The organism is Chitinophaga pendula (assembly GCF_020386615.1).
Taxonomy (GTDB): domain Bacteria; phylum Bacteroidota; class Bacteroidia; order Chitinophagales; family Chitinophagaceae; genus Chitinophaga; species Chitinophaga pendula.
Map to the genome: position 1 here is coordinate 6,065,152 of NZ_CP077769.1, position 14,704 is coordinate 6,079,855.

Annotated in this window: 13 protein-coding genes; 9 read left to right on the plus strand and 4 right to left on the minus strand. The window is 46.1% G+C overall.

Annotation, left to right across the window (positions count from 1 at the left end):
- The first annotated feature begins 254 nt into the window (after positions 1-254).
- The 5 genes from KTO58_RS22535 to KTO58_RS22555 all read left to right on the plus strand — a co-directional run bounded on the left by KTO58_RS22535 (position 255) and on the right by KTO58_RS22555 (position 4,764).
- A complete protein-coding gene (locus tag KTO58_RS22535) occupies positions 255-485 on the plus strand; it encodes a 4a-hydroxytetrahydrobiopterin dehydratase (RefSeq protein ID WP_095837234.1) in 231 nt (76 codons plus the stop codon).
- Between the two features lie 138 nt (positions 486-623).
- On the plus strand, positions 624-2,585 hold the full coding sequence (locus tag KTO58_RS22540; RefSeq protein ID WP_198315151.1) for a histidine kinase: 1,962 nt from the start codon (positions 624-626) through the stop codon (positions 2,583-2,585).
- Positions 2,586-2,617: 32 nt separating this feature from the next.
- A complete protein-coding gene (locus KTO58_RS22545) occupies positions 2,618-3,358 on the plus strand; it encodes a LytR/AlgR family response regulator transcription factor (RefSeq protein ID WP_095837232.1) in 741 nt (246 codons plus the stop codon).
- 456 nt (positions 3,359-3,814) lie between these two features.
- Positions 3,815-4,429 carry a putative outer membrane beta-barrel protein gene (locus KTO58_RS22550; protein ID WP_095837231.1) on the plus strand — a complete coding sequence of 205 codons (615 nt, stop codon included), beginning with the start codon at positions 3,815-3,817 and terminating at the stop codon, positions 4,427-4,429.
- Positions 4,430-4,578: 149 nt separating this feature from the next.
- Entirely contained in the window at positions 4,579-4,764 is a 186-nt protein-coding gene (locus KTO58_RS22555) for a quinol oxidase subunit 4 (RefSeq protein ID WP_095837230.1), read from the plus strand.
- 94 nt (positions 4,765-4,858) lie between these two features.
- On the opposite strand, the gene rho is transcribed toward KTO58_RS22555, so the two are convergent.
- A complete protein-coding gene (gene rho / locus KTO58_RS22560; protein WP_095837229.1) occupies positions 4,859-6,601 on the minus strand; it encodes a transcription termination factor Rho in 1,743 nt (580 codons plus the stop codon).
- Positions 6,602-7,138: 537 nt separating this feature from the next.
- Between rho and asnS the strand changes: the two genes are divergently transcribed.
- The 3 genes from asnS (at position 7,139) to KTO58_RS22575 (ending at position 10,294) form a co-directional block, all read left to right on the plus strand.
- Positions 7,139-8,578: an asparagine--tRNA ligase gene (asnS, locus tag KTO58_RS22565; protein WP_198315150.1), complete on the plus strand. Its 1,440-nt coding sequence runs from the start codon at positions 7,139-7,141 to the stop codon at positions 8,576-8,578.
- 138 nt (positions 8,579-8,716) lie between these two features.
- The gene (locus tag KTO58_RS22570; RefSeq protein ID WP_095837227.1) at positions 8,717-9,247 is read left to right on the plus strand and encodes an ExbD/TolR family protein; all 531 of its coding nucleotides are present in this window, start codon (positions 8,717-8,719) and stop codon (positions 9,245-9,247) included.
- A 90-nt stretch (positions 9,248-9,337) separates the two neighbouring features.
- Positions 9,338-10,294: an isopenicillin N synthase family dioxygenase gene (locus KTO58_RS22575; protein ID WP_095837226.1), complete on the plus strand. Its 957-nt coding sequence runs from the start codon at positions 9,338-9,340 to the stop codon at positions 10,292-10,294.
- Positions 10,295-10,342: 48 nt separating this feature from the next.
- On the opposite strand, the gene KTO58_RS22580 is transcribed toward KTO58_RS22575, so the two are convergent.
- Entirely contained in the window at positions 10,343-11,407 is a 1,065-nt protein-coding gene (locus tag KTO58_RS22580) for an alpha/beta hydrolase (protein WP_095837225.1), read from the minus strand.
- Between the two features lie 180 nt (positions 11,408-11,587).
- Here KTO58_RS22580 and chrA point away from each other — a divergent pair, with 180 nt between their 5' ends.
- The gene (gene chrA, locus KTO58_RS22585; RefSeq protein ID WP_095837224.1) at positions 11,588-12,781 is read left to right on the plus strand and encodes a chromate efflux transporter; all 1,194 of its coding nucleotides are present in this window, start codon (positions 11,588-11,590) and stop codon (positions 12,779-12,781) included.
- A 5-nt stretch (positions 12,782-12,786) separates the two neighbouring features.
- Here chrA and KTO58_RS22590 read toward each other — a convergent pair whose 3' ends face one another.
- Both KTO58_RS22590 and KTO58_RS22595 read right to left on the minus strand, forming a co-directional pair.
- Complete coding sequence (locus KTO58_RS22590; RefSeq protein WP_095837223.1) at positions 12,787-14,127, minus strand: sigma-54-dependent transcriptional regulator; 1,341 nt, start codon at positions 14,125-14,127, stop codon at positions 12,787-12,789.
- Positions 14,128-14,157: 30 nt separating this feature from the next.
- Entirely contained in the window at positions 14,158-14,661 is a 504-nt protein-coding gene (locus KTO58_RS22595; protein WP_095837222.1) for a DUF4199 family protein, read from the minus strand.
- Between the last annotated feature and the right edge of the window lie 43 nt (positions 14,662-14,704).

Consider the following 14,704-nt stretch of genomic DNA (forward strand, 5'->3'; position numbering starts at 1 on the left):
GGCTTCAAACTAAGCACACTATACCAAGGCCAACAAGCGTCACGATTACTCCTTCTTACTATTTCGAAGGACTGCAACTATTCACACTGCATTTTGTTGTAACGGGTGATAGGATAGCAATAAGCACGGCAACTAACCCTGCCGCTAAAAAAGATTAACTAGACAGGCATTTTCTTTGTTGACAAACACCTCGTTGTTCTATCGCAATGTATCATTTGCATCAGGCAAACTGATGCGCCAAAAAACAGGCACTTATGTGGCAAGAAAAAGATAATCAACTCTATCGGGCGTTCGAATTCAAAGACTTTGTATCCGCTTTCGCGTTCATGACCAAAGTAGCACTACTGGCCGAAAAAATGGATCACCATCCCTACTGGACCAATGTCTACAACAAAGTCGAAATATTTCTAAATACCCACGATGCAGGCAACATCGTTACCGACAAAGACCGCCAATTAGCTAAAGCCATAGATGGCATTTTATAATACCAAGTGCACGATCATCTTGTGAAGCGCTTCTGTCTATTCTTGTTGTTATGCATACTAAGTACAACCGGGACCGCACAGATACAAAGCGAAGACACTCTTCAGCTCAATCTTAGCGCATCACCCGCAAGCACCGACTTGCGCCCGTACCTGTACTCCCTGGAAGGCAATAGCCGCGCACTCTCCGTTGCGCAAGTCGCCGTATTGCCCTTCAAAAAAGATACAACCCTCTTCCATAAAGGCGTCCGTAACCTCGGCCGCCCACACGAAGTATGGTTCCGGTTCCATATCAGGAACACCGGCCCCACCGACTCCGCCATCACCTTATTCACCGGCTATCACGACTATATCTACTGGTACCGGCAGGATACCCCCCAGCAGTACACCCGCCTCTCCCAAACAGGCCTCATGCTCGACAAAAATGGCGTAGAACGATGGGAACATTATGGCCTCCGCGTCGCCGTACCCGCTCAAAACACCCGCACCTTCTACCTGCATGTCATCAGCAAAACCTACAACGAAAGCGATTTAATGCCCGTACTGCTCAATAACCGCCAATACCACGCATTTCGCGATCACCAATTACATGCTTACCGCAAAGAAGCCATGGTCATATTCCTGCTCCTCGGTATGCTCTTCGTATTCCTCAGTATCGCCATCATCAACTACATCCAACTGCCAGACAGATCCTACCTCTTCTTCGCAGCATATATATTGGGCCTCATCCTATTCTTCGCATTACGCCTGGAGATCAAACCATTCCAACTCTCCATCTTCTACCAATGGCCCATGCTCAAATATTACTGGAATACACCAGCACTCATCTTCTGCTTCTACTTCATGCCAGTGGTATTCGGCAACTTCTTCCTCAACATGCGGCAGCGATATCCCTTCATGCAAAGAATATTCGCCATCGTCGCCCTCATCGCCGCTGCCATCATCCTCATCGGACTACTATGCGCAGCATACCAGCTATACCATATCCCAGGTATCATCTACACCTACGTATACCTCTGTACGCTGATACCCATGTTCATCATATTCATCGCACTGGCCCGACGCTCCAGACACCACCCATTAGTACGGTTCTTCTTACTAGGTACACTCACCTTCTATATCACCAGCCTCACCTCCTTCCTCCTGCAGGTCAGAGCAGAAGGATGGCAAAGCGCCCTCGGACAACTATCCGAACCCTCCTACCTGCTGATCATCGGTATACTGCTCCAAGCCATGTTTTTCCTGGCAGGCCTCAGCTATCGAAATAAACTGGTACACAACGAACGCACCAAAACACAGGAACTCCTCATCAAACAACTAAACAAAAACAAAGAACTACAACGCAAACTCAACGAACAACTGGAAGAACTCGTAAAAGAACAAACCACCGAAATACTGCGAAAAAAACAGGAACTCGAAGAACAACGCAAACTCCAAATGGACATTGAGTATGATAAGAAACTCACAGAAATAGAACTAAAAGCAATCCGCGCACAGATCAACCCCCATTTTATCTTCAATTGCCTCAACTCCATTCAGCTGTTCGTCATGCAAAAAGACTACGAATACGCACAAAAATACCTGTCAGACTTCTCCTATCTCATCCGTAAAACACTCGACTTCTCCCGCCGCAATTTCATCTCCCTGGCAGACGAGATCATGTACCTCAACACCTACCTCGGACTGGAGAAAATGCGCTTCGAAAACAAAATGGAATACGAGATCATCGTCGATGCGCACATCGCTACCGCCGAAACCGAAGTACCTGCCATGCTCCTCCAACCCTATGTCGAAAACGCCGTCAAACATGGTATGATCAACCCCGGCGAGCCGATCGGCAAACTGTCCATCCGCTTTAACCTCACCGGCGCCGATATCCTCGAATGTATCATCGAAGATAATGGTATCGGCATCGCCAGATCCAAAGAACTACGCACCCTCCCCAAACACCACCAATCCTCCGGTATGGAAATCAGCTTTAACCGCGCCGAACTGTTGAACAAAATGTATAATACCGGCATTTACATAGAAATAATCGACAAATCAGCACATAATTTTGCAGAAAGCGGTACTATTGTGAAGATTTTCATTCCACAACTATAGCCAACACCAACTACCCCATTACAGTTGTTTTTATGATAAAGGCGGTAATTATTGACGACGAAAGAAATAGCCGGGATATCATTGCACTCATGTTGGGCAAATATTGTCCCGATATCACCATCGCAGCAATGGCCAGCGATTGTGCGGATGGTATAGCACAAATACAGCAACATAAACCAGAACTGGTATTCCTGGATCTGGAAATGCCCGACGGCACCGGATTCGACGTACTCACCGGCGCCGAAGGCCACCCCTTTGAAGCCGTCTTCGTCACCGCCTTCGAAAAGAAATTCCTCCATACCATCCGCTTCTCCGAAGTAGAAATCATGCTGAAACCTATCGACAAAGAAAGCCTCCTGCAAGCAGTCGCTATCACCAGCCATCGTATCCAATCCGGAGCCAGCAAACAACGCTATGCCGTCCTGCTCGAAAATTTCCGGTATAGCCAACCCGCTTCCTGGCAAATGTTACTGCCCGCCGCCAACGACAAAGACCAGGTCATCCCCCTGGCAGATATCACCTACCTCGAAGCCCAACAAGATCATAGCCTATTCCACCTGAAAAATGGTACCCAACTCCTCTCCGAAAGATCCTTCAGATACTACGCTGACCTCCTCACTCCCCTGCGGTTCTATCAGATCAATAACATGCAGATGGTCCAGATACACCAAATACAACGCGTACACCAGGATAGCAATCAGCTTACCCTCACCGGTGGCGCTAAACTGGAAATAACAGAAAGAAGGAAAAAGGATTTGATGCAACAACGATAGTATACACACCGGTTTATTGTCAATCTGAATCTTATTATCCTCAACAAGAGCTGTTGATTGAAGAATTATTGTTTTGCAACTACTTTTCTGTAATTTGCGCCCCCCTTGCCAGCATATTCGTTACGACAACAACCCAACATGACAATTATAACCGTGCGGGCGAAATATAAGGGGCGAAATCGTAACAAAAAAATTTTGCTGATATAGCAAAAGCTGTACATTTGACTATCGAAATGAAATAGTCAAACAGTCGAAAGCCTGGACTATTAAAGAAACAAAAGGCAGGAACTAAGAGTAATAGACGAGTATTAGCACGAAAAGAAAAAAACTTTAGAACGTCACACCATATCTCCTCTCTTACGCGGTCCCTCCCCCCATCAACCAATTTCCAGATCGGATAATGTAGAAAAACCAAGATTTGGACAACAGTTTTAATGAATATTAAATTTACGCAAGATGAAAAAGTTGATTGTAATGACCGCGCTCGCACTTTTTGGTGCTAAGTTCGCTAACGCTCAGTTCAAAGCAGGTGATGTATTAGTAGGTGGTACTTTAGGTGCCAACAGCAAATCCACTAAAGTAGATGGAACCAGCAACAAAACTACTGTTACTGGCTTCACTATCAGCCCAAGAGTAGGCGTTGCCCTCAATAGCCAATGGATGATCGGTATCGTAGCAAATACAGAACTCTCCAATACCAAAGTAAAAACTGCTAACGCTGAAGCTAAAGTGAAAAGCACCCTGTTCGCTCCAGGTGTATTCGTTCGTAACTACCATACTATCGGTAGCTCTAACTTCGCTTTCTTTGGTGAAGCAACTGCTTCTTACCGCTACAGCAAAGAGCCTAACAGCCTCGGTAAAGATGTAAAAGGTAATGGCTTTGGTATCGAAGTAGCTCCTGGTATTGCTTACTTCATCACCAAACGTTTCGCACTGGAAGGTAAATTCGGTGGCCTCGGTTACACTTATGACACTTTCAAAACCGATGGTTCTGATGTTAAAACCAAAGTGGGTGAATTTGACTTCGCTTTCACTAAATCTTTCCAGGTTGGCGTAAACTTTATCTTCTAATTGAAGAAAGTAATAGGCCTATTATAGCATAACCTCTTTAAGGTAAACAGAGATGAATGAAAGGGCTGGCCGTAAGGCTTGCCCTTTTTTTGTTATAAATATTGGCAGCATTTTGGTATATAATAGGATAGCAATAACCAGCAATAGTTATGAAAAAGATGACATACACAACCGCTACGCTATTACTATCAGGTATCCTGTTATTCGGTAGTTGCGTAACCACCAGGGATAACGGTGGTAATCCTCATCGACTACCGCCGGGCCAGGCTAAAAAAATCTATGGCACCCAAAGTGCAAAACCATTTGCACCAGGACAACAAAAGAAAGGATATTAAATGTAACCAGGAGCTAATAAAAAAAGTAGGACACCATAAAAAAGGCCGGCATAATCGCCGGCCTTTCGTTTTATACAAAAAGATAATTAACATATTATCCGTTCATAGAACTGAGGAATTCCTCGTTGTTCTTAGTACCACGCATATGCTGCAGCATAAAGTTCATAGTCTCTTCTGTATTCATATCCGCCAGGTGTTTGCGCAGGATGTAGATACGTTTGAGCATATCCTTTTCCAGCATCAATTCATCACGGCGTGTAGACGAAGCTGTTACATCAATAGCAGGGAAGATACGTCTGTTCGCCAGCTTACGATCCAGCAGCAACTCCATGTTACCGGTACCTTTAAATTCTTCGAAGATCACCTCGTCCATTTTAGAACCAGTATCGATTAGCGCGGTCGCCAGGATGGTCAATGAACCACCATTTTCTATCTTACGGGCAGCACCGAAGAATTGTTTAGGCTTCTGCATAGCGTTAGCTTCCACACCACCACTCAGTACCTTACCGGAAGCAGGAGCTACCGTATTGTGCGCACGCGCCAGACGGGTGATAGAGTCCAGCAGGATCACTACATCATGACCACATTCAACCAGTCTTTTCGCTTTTTGCAGCGCAATAGCAGATACTTTCACGTGCTTCTCAGCCGGCTCGTCAAAGGTAGAAGCAATCACTTCCGCCTTCACACTACGCTCCATATCTGTTACCTCCTCCGGACGCTCATCGATCAGTACAACCATCAGGTATACTTCAGGATGGTTAGCAGCAATTGCATTCGCTACCTCTTTCAGTAACATCGTCTTACCTACTTTAGGCTGTGCTACGATCAGACCACGCTGTCCTTTACCGATAGGCGTAAACATATCCATGATACGCGTAGAGTAATTAGTAGGAGTAGTAGTCAGTCTCAACCTTTCAAAAGGAAAAAGCGGAGTGAGATAATCAAAAGGAACACGATCACGTACCTCTTCCGGTTGTTTGTTATTGATTGTCTCCACTTTCAGTAAAGCGAAATATTTCTCACCTTCTTTCGGTGGTCTTACAGAGCCCTTAACAGTATCACCTGTTTTAAGACCGAATAATTTTATCTGGGACGGTGATACATAAATATCATCTGGAGAACTCAGGTAGTTATAGTCTGAAGAACGTAAGAAACCATAGCCATCAGGCATCATTTCCAATACCCCTTCACTAACAATAATGCCATCAAATTCAATATTAAAAGCAGGCTCTTTCTTGCCAGCACGTTGCTTTTGCGTAAATAATGTTTCATCAGGCATCACAAAGTCATCTTCATCATCCTCCTCATCATCCTCATCCTCCTCTTCATCTTCGTCCTCTTCTATAACACTACGTTTCTGTGCAGGAGCTGCTGCTACAGCTGCTGGCACCTCTTCTTCCTCTTCTTCTTCTACCTGGTCTTCTGTAAATGCAGGCAGGATGATATCTTCATCATCATCAAATGTAAGAGACGGAATACTATCCAGGTCCAGGTCGAAGTCTTTTATTTTGGATTTGGGAGTGGCGGGCGTAGTTTCTTCTGTTTCTTTTGTCTTCGTGCTGCCGGCTTTGCGGCCTCTCTTAGCGGCGGGTTTCTCTTCTGCTGGCGCTACTTCTTCTTGTACAGTTTCGTCTTTCTTTACAGGTTTTCTTTTGCGTGTTTTTTTCTCTTCTCCATTGGCCGGGTTACCTTCTGAGGCCATCACTGCTTGCCTGTCGAGTATTTTATAGATCAGGTCTTGTTTGCTGAGTTTTTTAGCGTTGGGTACTTCCAGTTTCTCTGCAATGTCAAGCAGCTCGGGAACGAGCATGTCGTTCAATTGTAAGATGTCGTACATCATCTGTGTTGTCTAATTTTAGAAGTGTTGTAAGGCGGGTAGCACTACGTACCAACATACACCAATTACTGATAATTGTTTAGTCCAATAAATTTAATTTGATTATTAAACCTGATAGGGATTGTTGAGTTCAGGAACTGCTGATGAAGATGGATAAAATTAAGCTTAATCAGGCAGATAATAACGCAAGATTAAAACAAGTTTTATTATTCTCCAAAAAAAAGTTATAACACTCAACACCCATAATGCGGCTTCTAGGCAGATTTTGAGGCAGGTATTGTATCCCTGTGAACAGTCAAAATGGCTATTGTATGGTACTCTACAGCCGATCAATATTATCTAGTCCTTCAAAAACTACGCCAGGAGTGTTTTTAGTGCCCTCATAACATTATTTAACATTTATTTGGCAGTTCCAGCCTCGTTTTGGCGGGTAATATACGCCCCACACCGGCACAATCCTGCCATAAAGCCCACTTTGCAAACCCTATAACTTCTCAGTGAGATCGCTTATTTTTGCATTCCTAAAAATTATCTATTATGAGCCAAAGAGTGAAAGTAAAACACATCCTGTCCGACGACAGGACCAATTACGAAACAACAGTAAAGGGTTGGGTACGGTCTTTCCGTAATAACCAATTTATAGCCCTGAATGATGGCTCTACTAATAATAATTTACAGGTAGTAATAAACCAAGAGCAGATTGATCCTGCCATTGTCAAAAGGCTCACAACCGGCGCTGCCATCAGCATACAAGGGCAAATAATCCCCTCCCTCGGTAAGGGTCAACGCGTAGAACTCAAAGCCAATACACTCGAAATACTCGGCGATTGCGATCCCGAACAATATCCGCTACAGCTGAAAAATAAACCTAGCCTCGAATATCTGCGCGAAATCGCTCATCTGCGCTTCCGTACCAATACCTTCGGTGCTATCTTCAGAGTAAGACATAGTCTCGCTTTTGCCGTACACAAGTTCTTTAACGAAAAAGGATTTGTATACCTGCATACACCTATCATCACCGCCTCCGATGCAGAAGGCGCCGGCGAAATGTTCCATGTCACCAGCATGGATATCAACAATCCCATCCGCAACGAAGCCGGCGAAATCAACTATACAGAAGACTTCTTCGGCAGAGCCACCCACCTCACCGTTTCCGGTCAGCTGGAAGGCGAATTAGGCGCGATGGCTTTCGGCGATATCTACACTTTCGGCCCTACCTTCAGAGCCGAAAACTCCAATACAGCCCGCCACCTCGCAGAATTCTGGATGATAGAACCAGAAATGGCCTTCTATGACCTAGAAGACAATATGAACCTCGCAGAAGCTTTCATCAAATACGTAATAGGCTACGTACTGGAAAATAACCGCGAAGACCTGGAATTCCTCGCCCAACGCCTGCAGGAAGAAGAAAAACAAAAGCCGCAACAGGAACGCAGCGAAATGAGCCTGATCGAAAAACTCGAATTCGTACTGAACAACGAATTCATGCGCATCACCTACACCGAAGCCATCGATATACTCAAAAACAGCAAGCCTAACAAAAGCAAAAAATTCCAGTACCTCATCGAGGAATGGGGCGCAGACCTGCAAAGCGAACACGAACGCTACCTCGTAGAAAAACATTTCAAAAAACCAGTCATCCTGACCGACTATCCAAAGGATATCAAAGCCTTCTATATGAAGCAAAGTGAAGATGGAAAAACCGTACGAGCAATGGATATCCTCTTCCCCGGTATCGGAGAGATCGTAGGGGGTAGCCAACGGGAAGAAAACTATGATAAACTGGTACGCCGCATGGAAGAAATGCACCTGCCCGTAGAAGAAATGAGCTGGTACCTAGATACCCGCCGCTTCGGTACCGCTCCACACGCCGGCTTCGGCCTTGGCTTCGAAAGATTGGTATTGTTCGTAACTGGTATGGGCAACATCCGCGATGTCATCCCTTTCCCAAGAACACCCAAGAACGCAGAGTTCTAATCCACCTGCAAACAACTCCTCCTAAGGAGCCAACAATACCAAAGAGATGCGTGATATACGCATCTCTTTTTTTTATGGAATCATATCACATCCGCATCTTCCATAAAACAACTAATTCGTTCATCTATACCTGTTACTATGGCCGAAATCACTACCGACAATAACAACCGGAAAGGTACCCGTTGCAAAAAGAATAATCCTCGTGTAGACATGACACCTATGGTAGATCTGGGATTCCTCCTGATCACTTTCTTCATGCTCAGCACCACCCTGATGCAACCTAAAACCATGGATCTTATCATGCCCCATAATGATGGCGACCCGTCCCCATTAAAAGCCAGCAATGCCATGACCCTCCTCCTGGGCGATCATAACCGTATTGCCTGGTATGAAGGCCTGCCAGACAATCCTTCCGTTCAGTACACTTCCTATGGTCAACGCAATGGCATTGGCAACATCATCCGTCGCAAACGGGCCGAAATATTACAACGCACCGGAAAAAACCAGCTGATGGTATTGATCAAAGCAGATCAACACGCCAGCTATAAGAACATAGTAGATATTATGGATGAAATGCTGATCAATAAAGTAGAAAGTTATACCCTTGCAGACATGACAGCGCAAGAACACACCTATCTGACCAACAGACCAGTTGCAGTCAACCATTAAGACAGGAGAAAATAAAAAGCCTTTAATACCGCGCGCAGGCGGCGATACAGCAGGAATTTCCTACCTTCAGTGTCCCAAAACGATTTTATTATGGCAATAACTCATTCCATCCCTGTTGTGGACCTGGCAGATTTCACCTCCGGAGATGCCTCCCGCAAAGCCGCTTTTGTGCAGCAGTTAGGAAAAGCGTATGAAGAAGTCGGCTTCGTAGCGGTAAAAAACCACGGTATCCCCGATGCGCTGATCGGTGACCTGTATAGCTATGTACAACGTTTCTTTCAGCTGCCTTCTCAAACCAAATATCAATACGAAATCCCTGAACTGGCCGGACAAAGAGGATATACCTCCTTCGGTAAAGAACACGCCAAAGGATTTGATGCACCCGATTTAAAAGAGTTCTTCCAGTTCGGTCAGGTAGTAGAAGATGACGATCCCATCCAACAGGAATACCCACCAAATGTAAGTGTTGCCGAAGTACCCGAATTCACCCCTACATTCGCCAAAGCTTATCGCGGATTTGAGACCTCCGGTAAATACCTGCTACAGGCCATTGCCCTCTATCTCAACCTGGATGAGCATTACTTCGATGATAAGGTTCACAATGGCAATTCTATCCTGCGTGCCATCCATTATCCTCCCATCAAAGAAGAGCCGAAGTCTGCCATCCGTGCAGAACAGCATGAAGATATCAACCTGATCACATTGCTCGTTGGCGCCTCCGCCGATGGCCTGCAGATTCAGGACAAACAAGGCAACTGGGTCCCAGTTACCTCGTTACCGGAACAGATCGTAGTGAATGTTGGTGATATGCTGCAACGTCTGACCAACAACCGGCTGAAATCCACCACACACCGCGTAGTGAACCCACCACGCGAAATGTGGCATACCAGCCGTTATTCCATCCCTTTCTTCCTGCATCCTAAATCCAACATGCGCCTGGATTGCCTGGAAAGCTGCGTAGATGCAGAACACCCCCTCGCTTACGAACCTATCACAGCAGGCGACTATCTGGATGAACGTTTAAGAGAAATTGGACTGAAGAAGTAATTACAACTTCTGCACAGATACTTTCCAAAGAGCAGCCTCCTGGATCACTCAGATGCCCAGAAGCTGCTCTTTGGATTTTTTTTGCGCAGAATATTCCGGCCGTGATAGACCCACCGGTACCGGTGCCAGCGAAGCAGGCAGCCCCTTAAACAAGTCCGTAAAGTAACGGGTTACGGGATCGGGCAAACGAAATTCTTTATGGGGGAAATTGAGAAAATAACTATGCTTCCAACCCACAAGACTATGGAAGTTGATATAACGCGCATTATGCGCCAACGGCCCCTTGGCCTTCTCTCCAAGCTGAGGAGTAAAAGTGATCAAATGCGCTCCCTTCAGTTGCATATCTGTACGGTTGAAGTGAATATATACCTTGTCCGCAAACCGGATATGTTCTACCCACCCCGCATGTTTCCCCTCCGGCACACAAGCTGCATTAATGATCAGGTTGTTGATAAAAGGATAAGCATTGAGCCGCTCATAAGGTAGCGTTTTCATCATATCCATCAGGATGATGTTGCCCATACTGTGATAAAAAGCAGACAACCGCACTCCTGCCAGCCATTCACGCTGCTCCTTCCGGGCCTGCTGAAACTCCTCCAGCAACGTATAATATTGCCGGGCCGAAAGACTGGCATTACTACGCGCAAACCGGAAATTACGGGAAGGCTTATAAGTAGTATTGATACTCGCGTAATCAAACATCACCACATTCACCTGGTACTGCCTGGTCATCAGCAACGCCCTGAAAACATTACTGGTAAATATCTTCCCCATCCCTTCCGCATACAACACAACGTCCCTTTTTTCCGGAAACATAGACATAGCAGCATCCAAACCGGAAGTACGATACACTTTCCAGCCATCCGGCTGTTTTTGCAGAAGAAAATACTTCAGAGAACAGGTGTCGACAAATTCATCCGCAAAACGCAGACTGTCCGGATAAATATGCCGGTTACTTACCAATACTACGCAGGTATCCCCCGGCGCAATACGCGGAGTATCCTGTTGCCAACGGAACGTAGCCCAACGGGCATCGCTATTATCGATGATAAGCTGTGCCTGTGCTATGCCGGCCCAACTGATCAGGAGTAGAATAAATAAGTATTTTGCCATGGCTATTATGGGTTGTCATTAGGGGCAGTTTACTGGCACGATCGATCTGAGCGCTGTTTTGCGGGAATATACGGCAAGTTCCATGCCTGCTTTCCGCAGTAAGTAACCGGCTCATCAACAATTCGTTTGATAATTACATTTTTTTAGAAGAAATTCGGGGGTTGGAAAGATTAACTGCCTGTGTTTTTACGTCATGTCCCTTTTTTAAAAGCAGTCCTGTTACATAGCCTCACCGCTTACGGCGGCCCGCAAGGGCACCTGGCCATGATGCTGAAAACTTTTGTGCAACAAAGAAAGGATGTCACCGAACAGGAGTTAATGGAATACAACGCCTTCTGCCAGCTATTACCCGGCGCCTCCTCCTCCCAGACCCTGACACTCATCGGCTATAAACGTGGTGGCGTACCGTTGGCCATTATCACCCTGTTGATATGGATCACGCCCGCCTGCCTGCTAATGGGTTCCCTCAGCTTCCTGCTACAATATTTCGACCGCCGCGCCCTGCAGACCGACATATTCAAATATGTACAGCCCATGGCAGTAGGCTTCCTCGCATATGGCGGTAGCAAAGCCTACCGCATCAGCGTACAGAATACCGCTACCAGCGTAATCATGCTGGTATCCATGATAGCAGCCTTCTACCTGAAATCACCTTGGATATTCCCCGTGCTAATCATACTGGGCGGTATCGTCTCCAATTTCAGTAATAAACGTATCCCCGACATCGCCGAAAAGCCGAAAAAGATCCAATGGACCAATATCTGGTTGTTTGCATTGCTGTTTATTCTGGCAGGAGTGTTTTCGGAGATCGCTCGTACAAATAATTGGATCACCAGGCGGCCTTTTAACCTGTTCGAACACTTCTATCGTTTCGGCAGCCTCGTCTTCGGCGGCGGCGATATGCTGATTGCCATGATGCTGGAACAATATGTATCAAGGGCACAAACCCAGTTCATGTCAGCAGAGGAGCTGCTCACCGGGGCCGGTATCATGCGGGCATTACCTGGTCCTACCTTCTCCATTTCAGCCTATGTTGGCGGTATGGTCATGCGCAGTCAGGGTATGGGATATCAGTTCATTGGATGCATATTAGCACCTGTGGCCATCTTTCTGCCCAGTCTGTTATTGGTATTATTCTTTTTCCCCATCTGGCACAACCTGAAAAAGTATGTGGTCATCTACCGCGCCCTGGAAGGGATCAACGCCGTCGTAGTAGGCATCATGTGGTCGGCTACCATCCTCTTATTCCTTGCCATCCCCCTCAATTGGTATAACCTTACCCTCATTATCGCAACCGTTTTGATACTTTTCTTTACCCGTATCCCCTCCCCCTTTATCGTACTGGCATGCCTGCTGCTGGGATGGCTGATGTAATAAGATCAGTGAATATTATATTCTTTTATCTTGTTATAAAGGGTAGTAAGCCCTATCCCCAACAATTCGGCTGCTTTGGTTTTATTACCTTTTGCATAAGCCATCACCTTGGCAATATGCTGCTTCTCCATATCCACAAGACTAAAAGAAGAAGAATTTTCGTCCGCCTGGCTCCATTTGAAGTCAAACGGAAGTAGCGACTCTTCCAGGATAGCAGTATCAGCCAGTATCATAGCCCGCTCTATTACATTCCTGAGCTCCCGGATATTGCCTTTCCAGCTATGCTGCTGCAGCGCCTGCAGGAACCCTGGCGACAACTCATTCACCTTACGGTTCAGCTTGGGCGACAGGTGTTGCACGAACCAGGTGGCCAGCAACGGAATATCTTTGCGACGTTCGTTCAGAGAAGGCAGCTGTATCTGGAAAGCAGACAAACGGTAGTAAAGATCCGAACGGAAATGACCCGCCGCTATCTCGGAATCAAGATGTCGGTTGGTAGCCGCTATAATGCGGACATTGGTTTTGGTTGGTTTAGACTCCCCTACTTTGTAAAACTCCTGGGTCTCCAGCACTCGTAATAATTTGGCCTGTAGTTCTACAGCCATCTCTCCTATCTCGTCCAGGAAAATAGTACCCCCTTTCGCCTCTTCAAAGAAGCCCCTCTTATCTTTAACCGCACCCGTAAAAGCACCAGCAATGTGGCCAAATAGCTCACTTTCTAATATATCCTTACCAAAAGCACTGCAGTTCACAGCCACAAAAGGTTGCTGCCGCCGCAGGCTACCCTGGTGGATGGCCTGCGCAAATACCTCCTTGCCACTACCCGTCTCCCCCAGCAACAGCACAGTGATATCCGCCGGAGCTGCCTTCTGAGCCAGGTTGATAGCCGCCTTTATTTCAGACGATTCGCCGATAATATTGCTGAAGTCGTATTTGCCCCCTATCTGTTTTTCGAGCTTGCTTACACGCGACTGCAACTGCGCCTTATCCATTGCTTTACTTACCAGGGGTAGGATACGGTTGTTATCATCCCCCTTGGTAATATAGTCAAAAGCGCCATTCTTAATGGCCTGCACACCATCCGCAATGTTACCAAAGGCAGTAAGCACGATCGTCTCCGTATCCGGGTATTTAGCCTTGATGGTTTGTGCCAGTTCTACCCCATTGCCATCCGGCAATTTAACATCAGACAGCACCACCTGTATATCCTCTTTATCCAGCACTTTCAGGGCTGCTTTCACATTCCCCGCTTCATGCATGACATAACCCTCCAGCGCCAATAACCTGCTCAGTAACTTGCGCAACTGTTCTTCGTCGTCGATGATAAGTATAGCTCCTTTTGACATAGGAGCAAAGGTAATATAGTTCGCTATATTTTAGGGCCGGTCCTGGTTGCCGGGTCGCTCCCCCTTGGTAGATTGCTGGTTCCTCTTAAATACCAAAGCACTTATTATGGATGCCAGTACCCCCAATATCAGGCTGGTGAAGAATACGTTGGTCAACATATATATCCAGAAGTTATGCTGCATATCCACCCCCTGTGGCCTGTCGTCGGCAGTGATCATATTACGTTGGGCACCTTCCTGCGTCACCAAGTGTACCACAATAGTAAACACCGAAATGATCACTACGGATAATAATGTCGTACGGAACCCTGCTGCAAAGAGCGCTTGTGAAGAAGTACGCTCATGATGCTGACTATTGTAATGAATAACGGAAAACAATACCCCTAGGAACACAATGAGGTTCACAAAATATCCCGTCCATAAATTACCATATACCTGCGTAGCATAAAAAATGATAATAAATACAATGGATACTGCTGCAATGCCTATACCGTAAATAGGTGACAGTTTGGTGTGTGCGTGACCTGTTTCCATGAGCGTAGGTTTTTCATTTAGGAATAACGTTCATGTGATGTAA